The sequence below is a fragment of the Thetidibacter halocola genome (genome assembly GCF_018224955.1).
GTDB lineage: Bacteria > Pseudomonadota > Alphaproteobacteria > Rhodobacterales > Rhodobacteraceae > Thetidibacter > Thetidibacter halocola.
This window is the reverse complement of sequence record NZ_JAGTUU010000004.1, coordinates 264,186-286,379: the sequence shown is the minus strand read 5'-3', so window position 1 is coordinate 286,379 and position 22,194 is coordinate 264,186. Positions and strand designations below refer to the sequence as shown.

At 66.9% G+C, this 22,194-nt stretch carries 2 protein-coding genes (1 of these 2 cut by a window edge); one reads left to right on the top strand and one right to left on the bottom strand.

The window, feature by feature from the left end; translation table 11 throughout:
• On the top strand, positions 1-21,483 hold the 3' portion of the coding sequence (locus KB874_RS23155; protein WP_283054479.1) for a tandem-95 repeat protein. 8,718 nt of this gene lie to the left of the window's left edge; the window shows 21,483 of its 30,201 coding nt (coding positions 8,719-30,201); its start codon lies beyond the left edge, outside the window; its stop codon occupies positions 21,481-21,483.
• On the opposite strand, the gene KB874_RS11195 is transcribed toward KB874_RS23155, so the two are convergent.
• The gene (locus KB874_RS11195) at positions 21,484-22,194 is read right to left on the bottom strand and encodes a DUF6445 family protein (RefSeq protein WP_212536668.1); all 711 of its coding nucleotides are present in this window, start codon (positions 22,192-22,194) and stop codon (positions 21,484-21,486) included.

Sequence of the window (22,194 nt, the reverse complement as noted above, 5' to 3'; positions counted from 1 at the left end):
GCGGGTACAGAGGACCGCATCACCATCCGCGACATGTTCGGCAATGCCGGGCGCGACGGGCGGATCGAGGAAATCGTCTTTGCCAACGGCACCACTTGGGACCTGGCCGAGATCCTGTCGCGGGCGGGCACGGGCACGGCCGGCGACGACGATATCGACCTGGGAACCGTGGCCGACCTGACGGTGACCCTCTCGGGCGGGGCGGGCGACGATACGCTTGCCGGCGGGCGTGGCGACACGACCTACGAGGTCGAGGCGGGCGATGGCCGGACCGAGATCGTCGAGGCTGGAAACTGGTTCTACTCGGACGACTCGCTGCAACTGGGCGCGGGTCTGGCGCAGGCCGACATGGTGGCGGTGCGGCAGGGCAACGACCTGCTGCTGCGCTTTGTCGGAACCGAGGATCGCGTGCTGATCCGCAACCAGTTCGCCTGGTCCACGCCCGCGATCGACACTTTCACCTTCGACGAAGGCAGCAGTCTGACCGCTGCCGAAGTGACCGCCACTCTGGTGGACGAAGATGCCGCGCAGCGACTTCTCGACCCCAGCACGCCGGATTTCGTGCCCTTCTTCGATCCGCTTTTCGTGCATCCCAATGGCGGCACCGGGGGTTCCTCGGGCGGGGGCGGCGGCACCGGGGGCGGCACCGGCACCACCAACCAGCCCCGCACACTCGAGGCGCAGCCGGGCGTGGTGGACCTGTTCGACTTCTTCGTGCCGGAACTGGACGATTTCGCCGCCCTGACCACGATCACCGGGTTCGAGACCGGCGACCTGGGCGACCAGCTGGACATCCGCCTGGCCGCTGGCCTTGTGGGAGAGGTCGTGGCGCGGCAGGAAGGCGCCGACACCTATGTCTATTTCGTCGATGCGGGCGTGCATGACCTCGATGCCGCGCGGCGGCTGATCCGGCTGACGGATACCGTCACGGGCGACCTGACCTCGGGCAATTTCGCCGGCGCCCCCTTTGCCACCGCCGAGCCGCAAACCGTCGCCGGCACCAGCGCCGCCGAAAGCCTCGCGGGCAGCTGGGGCGACGACACGATCACGGGCGCGGCTGGCAACGACACGCTGGAGGGCGCCGAGGGCCGCGACCTGCTGCAAGGCAACAACAACAACGACACCTATGTTTTCAACCCGGGCTTCGGGCAGGACACGGTGTCGGACAACGGCACGGCCTCGGGATCGACGGCCGATGTGATCAGCTTCGGCCCGGGTATCGACCCGGCCGACCTGATCGTGACGGCCAGTGGCACGAACCTGATCCTGTCCTTCGCGGGCAGCACCGACCGGATCGTGCTGGACCGGACCCTGACCGCCGCAAACTACCGCATCGAAACCGTCACCTTCGACGATGGCACCAGCTTCAGCCATGCTGACCTGATGGCGCTGGCCTTTGTCGGCGACGATACCGACCAGCGGTTCGACGGCAGCTACGACCCGAATGCCTTCGATGGCGGCGCGGGCAATGACAGCCTGTATACGCTCGACGGCAACGACACTCTGACCGGCGGCACCGGCAACGACTTCCTCCGGGGTGGCAACCAGAACGACACCTACCGGTTCGATGCGGGGTTCGGGCAGGACATCGTTTCGGATGATGGATGGTCGAACCAGTCGGGCGCTGACGTGATTTCGTTCGGGCCTGGGATCGACCCGGCGGAGATGATGGTGCGCGCCACGGAGACCGACCTGATCGTGACCTTCCGTGGCAGCGAGGACCGGATCGTCATCCAGAACACGGTGAACAATGCCGACTACCGGATCGAGACGTGGTTGTTCGACGATGGCACCAGCTTCAGCCATGCCGACCTGCTGGCGCTGGCCTGGGCGTCGTCGGAGGCCGACCAGCTGATCGAGGGCGGCTACAACGCCGACGTCATGGATGGCGGTGCAGGCAATGACAGCCTTTACGGCAAGGATGCCGACGACACGCTGACCGGCGGTACTGGCAACGACTTCCTGCGCGGCGGCAACCAGAACGACACCTACCGGTTCGAGGCAGGGTTCGGCCGCGACATCGTTTCCGACGCCGGCTGGTCGAACCAGTCGGGTGCCGACGTGATCGAATTCGGCCCCGGCATCGCGCTGGAAGACCTGCGGGTCGAGGCGACCACCACGGACCTGATCCTGACCTTCGCGAACAGCGACGACCGGATCGTGATCGAGAACGGCGTGACCGGCTCCGATTACCGGATCGAGACGCTGCTCTTCGATGACGGCCGGACCCTGACCCATGCCGACCTGGTCGCCATGGCTTGGATCCCGTCCGATGCCGACCAGTTGCTCAGCGGCAGCAACCTTGCCGAAAACATGGATGGCGGCGGCGGCAATGACAGCCTTTACGGCTTCGATGCCAGCGACACGCTGACCGGCGGCACGGGCAACGACTTCCTGCGCGGCGGCAACCAGAACGACACCTACCTGTTCGAGGCCGGGTTCGGTCAGGACATCCTGTCGGATGCGGGCTGGTCGAACCAGTCTGGCGCCGACGTGATCGCCTTTGGTCCGGGCATCGACCTGGACGACCTGCATGTGCGGATCGAGGGTTTCGACCTGGTGGTCGGATTCACCGGCACCGAGGACCGGATCCGCATCCAGAGCGCGCTCAGCAACGCCGATTACGTGGTCGAAACGCTGCTTTTTGACGATGGTCGCAGCATAACACATGGTGAGCTGCTGGCACTGGCCCTTGCCGGGACCGATGGCGACGACACGCTGAACGGTGGCAACCTGACCGCCGATTCCATCGATGGCGGCGCTGGCGACGACACGCTGAGCGGCAACAACGGCAACGACACGCTGACCGGCGGCGACGGGTTCGACAGCCTGCGAGGCGATGCGGGGCTCGACGTGCTCGAAGGCGGCGCGGGCAACGACACGCTGTCTGGCGGCAACGACGCCGACACGCTGACCGGCGGAGCGGGCGACGACCTGCTGATCGGCGGTCAGCGCGACGATGTCTACAATTTCTCGCTCGGTTTTGGTCGCGACCTGATCGACGAGGACAGCGGCTGGTCCAATACCTCCGGCAACGACGTGGTCGCCTTCGATGGCACGGTGTCTTCGACGGATGTGACCGTCTATATCGACGGCAACGACCTGCTGATCGGCATCGACGGCAGCGACGACCTGCTGCGCCTCGCGGGCACCATTGCGGGCGGCAACAAGCGGGTCGAGACAGTCACATTCGCCGGCGATGGCGTCACCTGGACCCATGCCGACATGCTGGCCGCGGCGCAGCCCTGGCCGGGGTTGGGCGGGGTCGAGGTTCAGGGCAACCCGGCGACAAACATCCTGCAAGGTGGCCCGGGCGACGACCTGCTGCAAGGGTTGGTGACCGGCAGCCGCATGCTGGGCGAGGCGGGCAACGACACGCTGCTGGGCGGTGGCGATGCCGAGACCCTGACCGGCGGTTCGGGCAGTGACAGCCTGTCGGGCGGCGGCGGGAGCGACATCTACCGCTTTGCCGCCGGCTTTGGCCGCGACACGATCGACGACGCGGGCGCCAATGACGGCGACGGGTCGGGCAATTTCGACGCAATCCTCTTCGAGGCGGGCATCGACCCTGCCGACGTGATCGTCGAAAGCACCGAAGTATCCGGCGGCGACATCGTGTTGCGCCTCGCGGGCAGCGACGACCGGCTGACCATCATTGGCGGCAACGAAACGGCGCCTGCCAGCGGCGGCATCGACGAGGTTCGTTTCGACGATGGTACGGTCTGGACGGCAGCCGATCTGCGCGCGGCTGCGACGCCGTTCAACGCGGGCGGCCTCGTCATCGATGCGCCCAACGGTGCCATCGACGACGTGTTCACCGGCACTGATGGCGATGACTGGTTCGACGGGCTGGATGGCGACGACACGATGTCGGGTGGCCTTGGCAATGACGAGCTTTATGGCCGCGCGGGCAACGACGACTTCACCGGCGGCCCGGGCGACGACTATCTGTCGGGCCGGGACGGCAGCGACATTTACCGCTTCGGCGCGGGCTTTGGCCAGGACACGATCGTCGACGGCGACTATGGCGAGGAAGTCACGCCCCTGAACGTCGTGGAGTTCGACGCGTCGCTCTCGTCGGGCGATTTCCTCGTCTACACGGACGATTCCGATTACCGGATGCTGCTGACCTTTGCCGGGGTCGAGGATTTCGTGCAGTTCTCCTTGCCGGGCATCGGCGGCGAGGGTGGCCCGGCGGGTGGGTCCGTGGACGAGGTGCGATTCCTCGGTGACGGCACCACGCTGACGCTGGACGACCTGATCGCCATGGCCATGCCGCTGCCGCGCGCCGCGCTGATCGGTGACGCGGTCGCCGACACGCTGACCGGCAGCGCGAATGACGACTGGCTGCTGGGCCTTGGTGGGGATGACCTGCTGGAAGGGCTGGGCGGCAATGACACGCTCGAAGGCGGCTGGGGCGACGACACGCTGATCGCGGGCTCCGGGCGCGACAGCCTCGACGGCCAGCAGGGCGACGACCTGTATCAAGTGACCGGTGCGTTCGACCGCGTCTGGATCGCCGAACAAAGCTATGTCGATCCCGCCGAGTTCGACGTGCTGGACCTGCTGTCGCTGAACGCGGCGGATGTGATCGTTGACTACGATTACTACTACTATCCTCAGATCTCGCTGGCCGCCGGTGGCGAGGGGCGCATCGTCTTCGACTACTACTCCGTGGCCGAGGTTCAACTGGCCGATGCCACCTGGAGTTTCGACGACCTTCTGACGATGGCCGACACGACCGGGCGTCGCGGGCTGGATGTCTATGCAAGCTCGGGCCAGGTGACGGTCGACGGCTCGGCGCTGGATGACTATGTCGGCGGCCGCGCGGGCGACCAGCTGCTGCGCGGCTTCGCCGGGTCGGACGCGCTGTATGGATCTTCGGGCAACGACACGCTGGATGGCGGCGCGGGCCATGATGAGCTGGAAGGCGGGTCGGGCGACGACCTTTACCTGTTCTCGACCGGGTTCGGCCATGACCGTGTGATCCTCGACTATGACGAGGCCGCGCTGGACGTGATCGAGTTCGACGCCACCATCCTGCCCGCCGATGTCACGGTCTACGACAGTTTCGGCGAATACCTGCTGGTGGCCGATGGCGGGGCCAGTTCGATCCGGCTGGTCGACTACGGCAGTAACGCGCCGATCTCGGAAATCCGGTTCTCGGACGGCACAGTCTGGACCCAGGCGACGCTTGCCGCAGATGCCATCGTGTTGTCAGGCCTGATGCTGGGGTCCCCCGGTGCCGACAGCCTGACCGGCGGCGCGACCTTTGACATGCTGGAAGGCGGGTTGCTGGACGACACGCTGGCGGGCGGCGCCGGCAATGACACGATCGAGGGCGGCAGCGGGTTCGACCTGATCACCGGCGGCACCGGAAACGACGACCTCAGCGACGAGGATGGCGGGGCGGACTATTTCTTCTCGGCCGGGTTCGGTCAGGACTATGTCAGCCACCGGCTGGACCCCGCGTCGCCTTCTGCCATCGTCTTCGATGCAAGCATCGCGCCGGGCGATCTGGTGGTCGAACGGTCCGGCCCGACGGGTCCGATCACGCTGCGCATCCCGGGCACCAACGACCGCCTGACGATCAACGCCTCGTCCAGCGGCCTTTACGGCATCGACGAAGTGCGCTTCGACGATGGCACGGTCTGGACCTTTGCCGATGTCGAGGCGGCGGCGGTGCCGGTCTCGACCACCTATCTCGAGGGTGACAACCCGCCGATCCCCGAGGGCGGGGATTTCGACGATTCCATCACTGGCAACGACCGGGACAACCTGCTGGTGGGCAACGGCGGCGACGACACGCTGACCGGTGGCGACGGCGACGACACGCTGTCGGGCGGTGCGGGCAACGACAGCCAAGTGGGGGGCTACGGCGACGACACATATCTGTTCGGCGCGGGGTTCGGCCAGGATTTCATCGATTACAGCGGATGGTCCTCGGACAATGACGTGATCGCCTTCGGGCCGGGCGTCGATCCGGCAACGATCCTGGTCGAGATCGCGGCGGATGGTTCGAACGACCTGATCCTGCACATGATCGGTACCGAGAACCGCCTGCGCATCGAGGACGGTCTGACGCTGGGCTATATCGACCGCGTCGAGTTCGACGATGGCACGGTCTGGACGCGCGACGACCTGCTGGCGCGCGCCCTGCCGGGACTGGGCGAGACGGTCAGCAGTTCGGACAGCGACGACACGGTGACGGGCACCGCGCAGGATGACCGGCTGGACGGCATGGGCGGGGCGGACTCCATCGAGGGCCTCGCCGGGCGCGACACGCTGATTGGCGGCGCGGGCGACGACACGCTGGTGGGTGGCGCGGGCGACGACGTCCTGACGGACGATGGCGGAGACGATCTCTATCGCTTCGACCTGGGCGACGGATTCGACCGGATCACCGATCTGGACGGCACCGACCGGCTGGAACTGGGCGCGGGCATCGCGCCTTCCGACGTGACCGTGACCCAGCAGAACGGCGCCGACCTGATGATGCGGATCGACGGCGGCGACCGGATCGTGCTGGCAGGGGCGCTGTCGACCCCCGAAAATGCGGTCGAGACGGTGGTTTTCGCCGATGGCACGACTTGGACCCATGCCGACATGTTGGCCTTTGCCACCGCTGGAACGGATGCGGCGCAACATATCATCGGGACGTCGCTTGCCGACACGGTGGACGGCTCCGGCGGCGACGACACGGTCGAGGGCCGCGCCGGCGACGACAGCCTGCTGGGCGGTGCGGGATCGGATAGTCTGCTGGGCGGTGATGGCGCCGACACGCTTTCGGGCGGCATGGGCGGCGACGCGCTTCAGGGTGGTGCGGGGGATGATGTTTATCGCTTCGCCGCAGGTGGCGGATCGGACACGATCACCGACAGCGCCGGCACCGACGCGATCGAGATGGCCGCGGGCCTGACGCCCGGCAACATCGCGGTCAACATCGCGGGCGGCGTGGACCTGATCCTGCGCGTCACCGGAACCGAGGACCGGCTTACGCTGGCGGGTTCGGTCGGCAGCGCTTCGGCGGTCGTCGAGGAGGTGCGCTTTGCCGATGGCACAATCTGGACCCATGCCGACATGCTGGCGCTGGCCGCGGCGCAGGCGGGCGATGACCAGGGTCTGACCGGCACGACTGCCGCCGACAGCATTGATGGCGGAATCGGTGACGACACCATCGACGGTGGCGATGGCGACGACACGCTTTTGGGCGGTACAGGAGAGGACAGCCTGACCGGCGGCACCGGCAACGACGACCTCATCGGCGGGCGGGGCGACGACACGCTGGCGGATAGCTCGGGTGACGAGGTTTATCGCTTTGGCCTGGGCGACGGGCAGGACACGATCACCGACACGGATGGCACCGACGCGATCCAACTGGGCGCGGGCATCTACGAGGCCGACGTCTCGATCACGCAGCCGAACGGCTCGGACCTGCTGATCCGCATCACCGGCACCGAGGATCGCATCCTTCTGTCCGGCGCGCTGGATACGCCTGCCAACGCCATCGAGGAGTTGCGCTTTGACGACGGCACGGTCTGGACCTTTGCCCAGATGCTGGCGCTGTCGCAGACGGCAACGGACGGGCGCGACGTGCTGTATGGCACGACGGCGGACGATACCCTGAATGGCGGCGATGGTGACGACGCGCTGGACGGGCGCGCGGGCGACGACGACCTGCGCGGTGGCACCGGGGCGGATTCCCTTTCGGGTGGCGACGGGGCCGACACGCTGAGCGGCGGCACCGGGCCCGACACGCTGGCGGGCGGCGCGGGCGACGACACCTATCGCTACAATCCGGGTGACGGGCAGACCACCATCGACGACAACGCCGGGCTGGACCGGATCGAATTCGGGGCGGGCATCGCGGCGGCCGATATCTCGGTCGCCAAGACGGCGACGGGTCTGGTGCTGCGTCTTGCCGGGTCCGAGGACCGGATCACGCTGGAAAACGCGCTGGCCGCGGGCGTGATCGAGACGGTCGTCTTTTCTGACGGCACGCAATGGGACGCGGCGGAGTTGTTGCGCCGCTCGACCGCCGGCACGGCGGGCGACGATTCCTATCTCGGCTCGGCCGGGCCGGACACGCTGGTGGGGCTGGGTGGCGATGACACGCTGTCGGGTCTGGCGGGCGACGACCTGCTGCAAGGCGGCGCCGGAGATGACAGCCTGGATGGCGGCACAGGGGCTGACACGCTGGCGGGCGGTACGGGCCGTGATACGCTGACCGGGGGCCTTGGTGACGACACCTACCTGTTCACGGCGGGCGACGGCGAGGACACGATTTCTGACGCGGGCGACAGCACGGGCGATGCGCTGCGCATCGAAGGCTATGCGCTGGCCGACCTGCGTTTCTCGAAAACCGGGCCGGATGGTGGCGATCTGACGATCCGCTTTGCCGGCAGCACCGACCGGATCGTGGTTTCGGGTGCCTTTGCCGCGGGCGGTGCGGGCGCGGTCGAGACGGTGGTCCTGACCGACGATCTGACGACCCTGACGCTGGCCGAGATCGAGGCGCGGGTGCAGCCCGATTTCGGAACGGACGGCGACGCGATCTATGGCGACGACACCGACAACACGCTGACCGGCACGGCGCTGGGCGACTATATCGAGGGCGGCGCGGGCGCCGACACGATCGACGGCGGCGACGGCGACGATATCTTCGGCGACATTGTCTCGGATACATCGGTGGATGAACTGACCGGCGGCGCCGGGCGGGACGCCTATCGCTACCTGCCGAGCTTTGCCATCGACGCCTCCATCGCCGAGGACGTGATTACCGATTTCACGCCGGGCGACGCGGGCGACATCATCCGCCTGACCTCGAGCACGCCCAACCCCTTCGCCAACGGGCGTCTGCAGATCATCCAGGACGGCGCGGATACGACGATCCAGCTGACGGCCGACGACGGCTCGACCCGGTCCGTGCTGCGTCTGACGGGCGTGGATTCGACACAATTGACGCCGGCGAACTTCGGAGGCGTGGAACTGGAGCGCGATATCTCGGGCATCAGCGACGGCGAGGACGGCACCGAGATCGGCGGCGGCCCGCTGGGTGACCTGGTGTTCGGCAATGGCGGTGCGGATACGCTGAACGGCTTTGGCGGCAATGACACGCTGGCCGGGGGCGCGGATGGCGACGTGCTGTCGGGCGGCTTCGGCAACGACTGGCTGGCGGGCGAGGCCGGACATGACGAGGTCAGTGGCGGCGCGGGGGACGACACGCTGTCGGGCGGTTCGGGCGACGACACGTTGATCGGCGGCGACGACGACGCGGAATTCGCCGGGAACGACGTGTTCCACGGCGGCGCGGGCGACGACGACCTGTCGGGTGGGGCCGAGAACGACATCTACATCTTTGGCGCGGATGACGGCCACGACACGCTGCGCGACGAGGGCGGCACCGACGTGATCGAGTTCGACGCAAGCGTGGCCCCGGCGGATATCGCTGTGATCGCGCTGGGTGACCACCTCGAACTGCGCGTGATTGGGGGCAGCACCCGCATCCGCATCGAGAACGCGCTGACCGATCCCGTCGGCACCGATATCGAAAGTGTCATCTTCGACAACGGCACGATCTGGACGCGCGCCGACCTGCTGTCTCGGGCGATGGAGGCCACGGCGGGCGACGACGACCTGCGCGTGCTCAGCGGCGCCACGCTGGACGGGCTTGGCGGCAATGACACGCTGACAGGCAGCGACGGAGACGACACTCTGACCGGCGGCGCGGGCGACGACCTGCTGCGCGGCGGGGTGGCGAACGACACCTACGTCTTCGGCACGGGCGACGGGCAGGACGTGATCGACGATCCGTTCGGCGACAACGTGATCCAGCTGGGCGCCGGCATTGCCACAGCCGACGTGCAGGTGGTGCGCGGCAAGGAAACCGTGGTGCTGGAGATCATCGGCACGGGTGATCGGATCGATCTTGGCCAGATGGCCGACCCGGCGATGACAATCCGCGAGGTTCGCTTCGACGGCGGCGACGTCTGGACGGCGCAGATGCTGGTCGACATGGCGTTGGGGGCGACGGCTGGCGATGACGTGATCTTCGGCTCGGACACGGGCGAGACGCTGACCGGCCTTGCGGGCGATGACCGGCTTGTGGCCAAGGGCGGCGCCGACGACCTGTCGGGAGGCGCGGGCGTCGACCTGCTCGAGGGCGGGACGGGCGACGACACCTATCGCTTTGGCCTGGGCGACGATCAGGACCGGATCGTGGATGCCGGCGGCACCGATGTGCTGATCCTTGGCACGGGCATCACCGAGGCCGACGTGCGCGTCGCGCAGAGCAGCGACGGCTCGGCCATCATCCTCGCCATCGGCACGGATGGCGACCGCATTCGCATCGACGACGCGATGGGCGCGGGCAAGGTGGAAACCGTCCGGTTCGAGGACGGCACGGAATGGACCGTGGCCGACATGATCGCCCGCGTGGCGACGCCGCTGGACGACTTCCTGTTCGGGGATGAGGCCGATAACACGCTGGCCGGTGGTCTTGGCGACGACCGGATCAGCGGCGGCGCCGGCAACGACACCTACCGCTTCGCCGCAGGCGACGGGCGCGACATCATCCGCGACGCGGCGACCTCTGCCGCCGATACGCTTGTGATCTCGGGTTATGCGCCGGGCGACGTGCGCTTCGTGCGTCTTGGCACCGACAGCGCCGATATCGCGATCCAGTTCCCCGGCACCGATGACCAGATCCTCGTGGCCGACGGGCTGACCGTGGGCGCCGGGATCGAGAGCGTCGTGCTGGAGGATGACGGCACAACCTATACCATCGCGCAGATCGTGGCGCTGCTGGTCGACCGGCAGGCGAGCGACGGCGACGACACGATCTTCGGGAGTACGGGCGCGGATTCCCTCGCCGGTGGCAGGGGCAACGACCTGATCGTCGGGCTGTCGGGCAACGACACCTACAGCTACGCCAGCGGCGACGGGGACGACCGGATCGACGCGCTGACCGGCGGGGTGAACCAACTTCACCTAACCGACTACAACGCCGCCAACCTGACCAGCGCCCTGCGCGCGGGGCCCGACAGCACCGACCTCGTCCTGACCTTCGACACGGCGGGCGACCGGATTGTCCTTGTCGGTGCGCTGGGCACCGCGAATGCCGCCAACGCTTTGACCATCCATTTCGCCGACGGCACGATCTGGGGCCGCGCCGAGATGCGGGCGCAGTCCGTCATCGACGTGCAGGGGGATGGGGACGATTCCATCTGGGGCTTCGACGGCGCAGACCTGATCGACCTGGGTCTTGGCGACGATTTCGCCGCCGGGCGCGAAGGTGCGGATACCTATGTCTATAGCCTCGGCGACGGCAACGACCGGATCGAGGACAGCGACCTGAACGGGGCCGAGTTCGACCGGCTGGAACTGGTGGGCTTCGACGCGGACGAGGTGACGGTCAGCCGCCTGTTCCGGGGCAGCGACAGCGTGCTGATCCGCTTTGCCGGAAACGACACCGACAGCCTGACGGTCTTCGACGCGCTGGCCGACGATGCCCGCAGCATCGAGGAATACCAATTCGATGACGGCACGATCTGGACCCGCGCGACTCTGCTGACGCTGCTCGACAACGCGGCACCCGTCGCCAATGACGATGGCTTCTTTGCCGTTACCACGGGTGAGGAACTGGTCATCCGGCTGTCGGACATACTCGGCAACGATTTCGACGCCGATGATGACCCGATCCGCATCGTTTCCGTCGATGCCAGCCCGAACGGCACCGCCGCGTTGGACGTGGACGGCAACCTGCGTTTCAATTCCGTAGCGGGATTTACCGGGGCCACGACCGTCGCCTACCGCATCACCGACGACCGCAACGCCTTTGCCGAGGCGGTGATCAACGTCAACGTCCGGCCCATCGCCGAGGCGCTGGACGACACCGGTTTCGTCGTGAATGAGGACGATTTCCTGAACATTCGGGTGGAACGCCTGCTGTCCAACGACATCGACGGCGACCGGATGATCGTGGGGCAGGTGCTCGATCCGGTGAATGGCACGGTGTCGCTGTCGAGCGACGGCAATATCGGTTTCACGCCCACCGCCAACTACCATGGCCCGGCGCAGTTCACTTATGTCGCCAACACGCCCGAAGGCGGGCGGGCCGAGGCCACGGTGTTCATCACCGTCAACCCGGTCAACGACGATCCCGACGCGCGCAATGACAGCGGCTTCAGCGTGGACGAGGGATCGTCCCTCGTCATAACCGCGGCGACGCTGCTGGCCAACGACATCGACATTGACGGCGACGTGCTGTCGCTTGGATCGGTCACGTCCTCCGCCAACCTGATCGTGTCGATCAACGCGCAGGGCAATGTCGTCGTGACGCCGGTCGACGATTTCTTTGGCGCGGGCTCCTTTACCTACACCGCGACCGATCCCGGCGGTCTGACCGACACGGCGACGGTCAGCGTCACCGTGATCCCGGGCAACCAGCCCCCGGTGGCCAATGACGACCGGTTCGAGACGACCGAGGCGGGTGACCCGATCCTCGAGGACAACCCGATCATCCTCAGCCTCGCGCGGCTGACGGCCAACGACGTCGACCAGGACGGCGATCCGCTGACCCTGACCGGAGTCAGCGCGGCCTTCGGCGGGCAGGCGACGCTGCTGGACAACCAGACCGTCCTGTTCGAGCCCAACGCCAATTTCAACGGCGAGGCGCGCTTTACCTACACCATCGACGATGGCGAGGGCGGGCAGGACGGCGCCGTGGCGACAATCGTCTACCAGGCGGTGAATGACCGCCCGGTGGCGCGCAACGACAGCTACACCTCCAGTGCGCTTTACATGCTGATCGGCACCGAGGACGTGCCGCTGAGCATCCCGATCCTTGAACTGCTGAAGAACGACTACGACGTCGAGGGCTTTGCCGTCACCTTCGAGAACGCGACCGGCGCGGTGAATGGCGACCTCGTGGTGGATGGCGACAATATCATCTTCACCCCGGACGAGAATTACTGGGGCGAGGCGACATTCGGCTATTCCATCACCGACCCCGAGGGGCTGGTCGATGGCGGCCTTGTCACGCTGTATTTCGAGGCGGTGGGTGATGCCCCGCCGGAACCGGAATCCGACCAGATCCTGATCCCCGAGGACATTCCGACCACGATCCGGCTGGACACGCTGCTGGCCAACGATTTCGACGTCGATGGCGATACGCTGGAAATCATCGGCTGGCGGCCGCTGAACGGCATTGGCGACATCCTGAAATTCGGCGCGGCGGCGGCAGGCGACCTGAACGGCACCATCGAGACCGATGCCGACGGAAACTGGCTGTTCACGCCCTTCATCGACGCGGAACGCTCGGGCGGCTTCGTCTACATCGTCACCGACAATGCCCAGGGGACCTCCGAGGGTTTCGTCGATATCGAGATCATTCCCTCGAACGACGACCCCACGGTCGAGGAAGACCCCGGTTTCGTCACGCCTTTGGACATTCCGCTGGTCATCCGTGCGGCGGACCTGCTGTTCAACGACTGGGACATCGAGCAGGCCGACCACGACAAGGACGGCACGCGCGACGACGATCTCGACGACCCCGACCGCGACCGCCCGACCTTTGTCGGTGTCGATTTCGTGCTGGACCCAGTGGAACTGGCGCAGGGACGCCGGGTTCAGGTGGGCGAGGTCGAACTGGTCGATTTCCGCGGCGAGACCTTTGTCGTCGTGCATTTCGATGCCGGATTTACCGGGCCGGTGACCATCGAGTACCGGATCGCGGACGAATTCGGGCTCGAGGATACCGGCTTTGCCTATGCCAACGTGGCCGACTTCTATGGCGGCACTTTGTCGGGCTCGCCGTTGGTCGACTATATCGAGGGGAACACGCTCTCCGAGGTGATCCGCGGCTATCGGCGCGACGACTATGTCGTGGCGCTGGCGGGCAACGATACGATCGAAACCGGCGAGGGCAACGACCTGATCTTCGCCGGCAATGGCGACGACCTGATCGACGCGGGCGACGGCGCGGACGACATCCGCGGCGGGCTGGGCTATGACACGGTCGTTTTCACCGGGTCCAACGTGGGCGTCCGCGCCGACCTGGAATCGCTGGTGGGGCAGGGCGGTTATGCCCAAGGCGATCTCTATGTCAGCATCGAGGCCTTCGAGGGCAGCAGCTACAACGACACGCTGGGCGGCACCTGGAGCGCGAACACCCTGCGCGGCATGGACGGCAACGACCTGCTGGAAGGGCGCGGCGGGCGCGACTCTCTGTTTGGCGGACTGGGCGACGACACGCTGGACGGCGGCGCGGCAGTCGACCGGCTGAACGGCGGCGGGGGCAGCGACACCGTCACCTATTTCTTTTCGAACGGGGCGGTTCAGGTCTCTCTCGTCGGCAAGACGGCGACCGGCGGCTGGGCCGGGGGCGACCGGCTTGAAGGGGTCGAGAACCTCGCCGGGTCGGAATTCTCCGACAACCTCGCGGGCGACACCAATGCCAACTACCTCTATGGCGACCGGGGTAACGACACGCTGTCGGGATTTGCAGGCGACGACACGCTGAGCGGCGGGCGTGGGGCCGACCGGCTGTTTGGCGGCCAGGGCATCGACACCGCCGACTATACGCTGTCCTTCACCGGCATCGTGATCGACCTCGCCGCCGGCACCGCCTCGGGCGGCGACGCCAATGGCGACATCCTGGGCAGCATCGAGATCATCAACGCCAGCTATCACGACGATGAGTTGCGCGGCGACGACAAGGACAACACGTTCCGCGGCAGCCGGGGCGCCGACATTCTCGACGGGCGCGACGGCTTCGACACGGCCGATTACACCCGCGCCGAAGAGGCGGTGCGCGTCGACCTGTCCATCGGGCAGGGCCTGGCGGGCGAGGCGCTGGGCGACACGCTGTTCTCGATCGAACAGCTTGTCGGCTCGGTTCATGACGACACCTTTGTGGGCAGCGCCGGGACGGACGTGTTTGACGGACGGTACGGCAACGACCTGTTGCAGGGTGGGGCAGGCTCTGACGACTACCTGTTCGGGTTGGACAGCGCGCAGGACACGATCGCGGAACAGGGTGTTGCGGGCGACACAGACCGGCTGGTGCTGGGCGCCGATTTCGCGCCCAAGGACGTCTCGGTCATCCGCACCGGCGACGATCTGCTGGTCGAGTTCGAGCGCGACGACGGCTTCCTGATCGACACCGTCACCGTCACCGGGCATTTCCTTGGAGAGGAAACCGGCATCGAGCAGATCGTCTTTGCCGACGGCACGATCTGGGATCGCACCACGATCGAGGACCGCCTGCGCGAGGGCCGGTTCAACGCGGCCGACGACATCTTCCGCTTCGGCATCGAAGACGAGGTTGCGCTGATCGACCCGGCCAGCCTGATCGCCAACGACGCCGAGGCCGGGATCGAGGACCTGGTCCTTGTCTCGGTGCAAAAGCCGCAATTCGGCACGGTCAGCATCAACGCCGACGGGATGATCGAATTCCTCGGCGCGCAGGACCACAATGGCGACGCCTTCTTTGCCTACACGGTGCGCGACCCCTCGGGCCGCGAGTCGACCGCGCGGGTTGAGGTGAACATCGCCGCCGTGAACGACGCACCCGTCGCAAATGATGACCCGCTGGTCTACGGGGTCGAGGACGTGCCGCTGCGCATCCGCATCGAGAACCTGCTGGCCAACGATTACGACGTTGACGGCGATGCCGAGCAGGAGGGCCTGCGCATCGTCCGGCTGGAGCCGCTGACCGATGCCGACGGCGATTTCCTGCGCCCCTACAAGAACAACGACTATGACGGTGAGGCCACCGACGCGACGTGGAAGATCGACGGCCAGTATATCGAGTTGCTCAGCCGTCCCGATCACTTCGGCTTTGCCGGCTTCCGCTATGTGCTGGCCGACAATGACGGGGCCGAGGACACGGCAGACGTGGAAATCTACTTTGCCCCGGTGAACGACGCCCCGCGCATCCGCGACAGTGCGGAGTCGGCCAAGCTGGAAGAGACCACGGTCTTCACCGTCGATCAGCTCATGTCCAAGGTCTACGACATCGAGCGCGACAGCTTCACCTTCGTCGGCCTGCATATCGGCGCGGACGGCAATGCCTCGACCAACGGGGTCGAGGTGTTCGACGATACGACCGGCGAGATCGCCTTTACCCCCGAGGCGCTGGGCCCGGCCTCGATCGCCTTCGACGTGATCGACGCGCGCGGCGCCGAGGCGGTGCTGGAGTTCAACATCCTCGTCCGTCCGCAGAACCTGCCGCCGGATGCCCGCGACGATTACGGCCTGCGCGCACTGGAGGACGAGGTCATCGTCATCGACCCGGCGGTGCTGCTGGCCAACGACACCGACCCGGACAACGACACGCTGGTCTTCGTCGACGTCTACCGTTTTGCCGTGAACGGCAAGGTTCTGGTGAACGCCGACGGCATGATCGAGTTCGCCACGCGGGCCAATTACAACGGCCCGGCCAGCTTTGAATACACGGTCAGCGACGGGCGCGGCGGGTTCGACAGCGCCACGGCGCATATCACGATCCTGCCGTTCAACAACGGGCCGGAGCTGCGCAACGACATCGTCACGGGGCTGGAAGACGGTCCGCAATACGTCATCCCGGCCGAAGCCTTCGGCAATGACCGCGACCTGGACGGCGACGTGCTGTTCTTCCAGGACACGCAACTGCTCGGCAATTTCGCCTATCGCTTCCTGTCGCCCGACTACACGGTGGATGCGAACTCGGCCAACAACACCGATCTGCCCGACTGGTTGAGTTTCGATGATGCGACCCTGACCTTCACCGGCACCTTCCCCGAGGGGAGCGACCCGGTCGAGGTGGCGGTCTTCGTCACCGATCCGTCGAACGGGGCGGTGCATGCCTTCCGCTTTGCCTTTGACGAGGGCGACACGGACGCGCTGGCCGCGGGCCTCAGCGTCGAGGGCAGCGTGCTGGACGGGTTCGAGATCCGCGAGGCGTTCGACTGGTCGGTCGAGGGCGCGAACGATGTCGCCACCTTCGACATCTCGGCGGGCAGCTTCTCGGCCTCGGTCATCGGCGGGCGGCCCCTGCCCGAGTGGCTGGAATACGACGCGGCCACGCGCAGCCTGTCGCTGACCGGCTTCGATCCCGACGAGGGCGAGGGGCTGGCGCGGGTGCAGATCGTCTTCACCCCTGATCCGCTGCCCGACCTGGCCGAGAACGAGTATTACTCGACCGAGCGCGGCTTCACGCTGGAATTCGTGATCGACCCGACGGCGCCCGACCTGGCCGCGATCAACGCGATCCTTGCAAACGACCCGGCGCTGGAGGCATCGGGCCTGTTCGGCGTCGACCTGTCCGGCGCGGCGGGCCTCAGCGCCGCCCGCGAAAGCGGCGCGCCGCTGGACAGCTGGCTGTCCTTCGATGCCGAAACGCTGGGCTTCTCCGGCATGCCGCCCTCGCGCTATGTCGGCGCGGTGCCGGTGCGGATCGACGTGACCGGCGCGGGTGCGCTGCCCGACATGGCGATCATCACCGAGGCGGTGGTGGACCGGACCTTCACCGTCGATCCCGACGACAGCGACGGCATCCGCGTCACCGACGCGCCCGAGCGCATCACCCTGACCACGCCGGAGGATTACAACGGCTCGGTCGCCTTCTTCTACGACGCCAATGACGAGAAGGGTGGAGAGAGCGCGGAACCGGCGATCATCGTCTTCAACGTCACGCCCACGCGCGAGTTGCCTCTGGCGAACGGCGACCGCGTGGACCTGTTCGAGAACGGCACCGTCACCTTTGCCGTGACCGATCTGCTGGTGAACGACCGCGACGACGACGGCGATGCGCTGCGCATCACCGGTTTCGGCACCACGGCGAATGGCATCGTCACCGTCACGCCCGGAACGCTGTCGGTCGACATGACCACGGCCCTCGCGCCGCTGCCGGGCGGCACGTGGTCGGCCACGCTTGAGGATGGCTCGGCCCTGCCGGGCTGGATCGGCATCGACGCGGCCACCGGCCAGCTGACGGCAACCGTGCCGCTGGATGTGCTGGCCGACTACCGCATCCGCGTGACCAATTCGGACGGGAGCGATACGAACAGCATCGTCTCGCAGATCCGCATGGACGGCAACGCGGGCGCGACCGTCACCTATACGCCGACGCCGGGCTTTGCCGGCGAGGATGCGCTGACCTACACCCTGACCGACGATGCCGAGGGTGCGGTCACGGGCACGGTCGTGATGGACGTGGCCTCGCTGCTGGACCCGCCGGTGGCGGTCAAGGACCAGCTGACCATGCTCGAGGATGGCGTCCTGACAATCGACCCGGCGACGCTGCTGGCCAACGACTATGACGTGGATGGCGATGCGATCCGCTTCCTCGGGGTGCAGGACCCCGAGAACGGCACGCTGTCTTTCGACGGCACATCGATCACCTTCACGCCGACGGTCAACTTCACCGGCAAGGCGCGGTTCGTCTACAGCGTGACAGACGACCGGCATGGCGACAGCCTGGGCACGGTCGAGGTGACGGTGCTGAACACCAATGTCGCGCCCGAGGCGGTGACGGATGTCTTCGCCACGGTCGAGGACGTGCCGTTCGAGTTCACCATCGCCGACCTGCTGGCCAACGACAGCGACCCGGACGGCGATACGGTCAGTTTCGTCTCGCTTCAGGACAATACCCTGAACGGCCGGATTCTCGAGCTACCGGATGGCCGCTACCAGTTCGTGCCGAACGAGAACGTCAACGGGCCGGTCAGCTTTTTCTACACGATCAGCGACGGGCGGCGGAACGACACGGGCACGATCACCTTCGACATCGAGGCGGTCAACGACGCGCCCATTGCCAACCAGGACGGGCATTTCTTCGGCCAGCAGGATACCGAGTTCGCCATCGACTTCGCCGACCTGCTGTTCAACGACCGGGATGTCGAGGGCGACGCCTTCCAGATCGTCGAGATCTTCGACGCCGACAACGGCACCGTCCGGCAGGAGGGCGATCAGGCGGTCTTCCTCGGTCGTGCGGGCTATTTCGGCGACGGCGGTTTCCATTACCGCGTGACGGACGAACACGGCGCGACCAGCGTCGGCTATGCGACCGTGCTGGTGATGCCGCTCTTCGACGTGCCGGTGGCGGTCTCCGACCACGGGATCGAGATGCTCGAGGACAGCTTCATCGATCTGGACCCGGCGGTGTTGATGGCCAACGACCAGATCCCGCTTGGATCGACCGTCACCTTCCTGGGCCTGACGACAGGGTTCGGCACGCCCGCCACGGTCGAGGAACTGGACAACGGCCTGTGGCGCGTCACGCCGGACGAGGATTTCTTCGGCACGTTGCGCCTGCGCTATGCGCTGACCAACGAGACCGGCTTCGAGGTGCCGACCATTGTCGAGATCGAGGTGTTGCCAGTGTCGGACGGCCCGGTGGCAGTGGACGACACGCTGGCGATGGTCGAGGATCAGCCTCTGGAACTGTTCGTCACGGCGCTGACCGCCAACGACTTCGACGTCGACCGGCAGGCGATCCAGCTGACCCGCATCCTGGATGCGCAGGGAGTCAGCGTGGAACTGACGGGCGACGGGCGGATCATCGTTACGCCGGATGCCGATTTCTCCGGCACGGCGGGCTTCGATTATGAACTCCGCGACTCGGGCGGCGCGACCGATACGGCGCATGTGACGCTGACCATCGCGGCCCGCAACGATGCGCCGGTAATCGGCGACCTGCCGTCGCTGACCGGGATCGAGGATACGGCCTTCCGCGCAGTCTTGCCTGCCGGGATCGTCAGCGATGCCGATGGCGACGTGCTGCTGCTGGAACTGCGCGGGGCGGGCGGCACGGCGCTGCCCGACTGGCTGGAGTTCGACGCCGAGACGCTGGCCCTCTCGGGCATGCCGCCGCAGGATCTGAGCGGCACGCTGGCGCTGGAACTCGCGGCGTCGGATGGCTTCGTCGAGACCGTGCGTGCGGTCACGCTGCGCCTCAGCCCGGTCGAAGACGTGCCGGTCTTCGATGCTACCCTTGGCACGATCACGATGTTCGAGACCTTTACCGCCGTCGCGACCGTCGGCGCCAGCGATGGCGACGGCGACGCGCTGACCTACACGCTGGCGGGCGGGGCCGATGCCGCGCGTTTCGCCATCGACGGGGCGACTGGCGCGCTGGCCTTTGCCGTGGCGCCCGATTTCGAGGCTCCCGCCGATGCCAATGGCGACAACCGTTACGAGGTGACGGTCTCTGTCACCGACGGCAAGGCGACGATCCAGCAGGCCGTGACCGTGGCCGTGGCCGACCTGCCCGAGGGGCTTTCGGGCGTCGCGATCCTGGGCACCGAGGGCGCGGACGCGATCACGCCCTTCGCCGTTCCCGCGGGCCAGCCGCTGCCCACCACGGTGGCCGACCTGCTATTGGGCCTTGGCGGCGACGACACGCTGAACGGCGGCGATGGCGCCGACGAGATGCATGGCGGGCCGGGCAACGACCTGTTCCAGATTACCGAGGCTGGCGACACCGTGATCGAGAAGGCGGGCGAGGGCATCGACACGATGCAGTCCTGGCAGACCGACCTGATCCTTGCACCGCAGGTGGAAACCGGCCGCCTCACCGGCGTGCAGGGCCACGGCATCACCGGCAATGCACTGGGCAACTTGCTGGAGGGCAATGACGGCGCCAACCGTCTGGACGGCGCGGGTGGGGCCGACACGTTGCTGGGCGGCCTGGGCGCCGACACGCTGCGCGGCGGGGCCGGGAACGACTATTATGCGGCGGTCGAGGCGGCGGACGTAATCGAGGAACTTGCTGGCGGCGGCAATGACACGGTCGAGACCGGGGCTTTCGACCTCGTGCTTGGGGCCAATGTCGAGGCCGGCGTGCTGACCGGTACGCTGAACCTGCGCCTCGACGGCAACGCTCTGGACAACGCGCTGACCGGCAATGCCGGGGCGAACGTGATCTACGGCTACGACGGGGCCGACACGATCTTCTCCTTCGGAGGCGACGACACGCTCTATGGCGGATCGGGCAACGATCGGATGGGCGGTGGCGACGGGGCGGACGCGGTCTATGGCGCGGACGGGTCCGACACGCTCTACGGTGGGACGGGTGCCGACACGATGTATGGTGGCGCGGGTGCGGACGAACTGTATGGCGGCGACGGTGACGACGGGCTCTATGGCGCGAACGGGGCCGACCTGCTGTTCGGGGGCCTCGGCGCGGACGTGTTCCAGTTCAACGACCTGGCCGTGGTGGATGGTCCGGCGGTGGCCGACAGGATCGTGGATTTCACCCGCGCCGACGGCGACGTGATCGACCTTGCGCCCATCGATGCCGACGGCGCGGCCTGGAACGGCGACAGCGCCTTCGACTTCATCGGCACGGCGGCCTTCAGTTCGACCAAGCGCGAGCTGCGTTATGAGATAGGAACCGAGGACACAACCGTTCTTGCCGATCTCGACGGTGACGGGGCGGCAGACCTGACGATCACGCTGACCGGGCTGCACGCGCTGACGGCAGGGGATTTCGACCTGTAATCAGGTCTCTCCCTCGGCATAATCGACGAAGAAATTCGCCGTTAGCCGCCCGGTCGCGGGGTCGTCCGTCAGGATCGCGGGATCCTCGACAATGCCGCTGTGCAGCGTGAAACTGCGATAGGCGACGAGCCGGTTGAACCGCGCCTCGGTGAACCCCGTGCGCTCGTATCCCGGCGTGTCGGCGTCGGGATAGCGATTGTCGGGGCCCAGCGCCTCCAGCCCCTGTGCGCGTGCTGCGAGGTAGCGGGGCTTCTCTGCCGGACGGATCTGTTCCAGCCCTGTCGCGTCCTGCCGGAAGAACGCCGTGCCACCGAATTGCGGACCGCAGAGGTAGTGCAGGATGGCGACCCGACCGGCATTGGCGACGTCGATATGCGGAACCCGCTGCAACGGGGCCAGGTCTGCGGGCGCGCGCGTGACCATGGAAAAGGAACAGTCGAACGTATCCAGCCTTGAGGGCCGCCGCAGCAGCGTCTTGCGGATCGGTCCATCCAGCCTTTGCAGCACGCAGCGCACGTAATCGCGCGGCAGGCCAGCCCGCCGCCCCGGATAGCCGCCCGGCGGCAACTCGCGCCAGTCGCTTGCGCGGGCGGCAGCGACCAGCGCCTGCGGGTCGGCGAGGAAATCGTCGATCACCATCACCGGCTCGGCCAACCGCCCCATCGGGACGACCGTGATCTTCAGCGCACGATTCGCGGCGAACCTCTCCAT

Coding starts and splice junctions, on each gene's coding strand:
- KB874_RS11195 (WP_212536668.1), bottom strand. CDS start 22,194: ATGGAGAGGTTCGCCGCGAATCGTGCGCTGAAGATCACGGTCGTCCCG.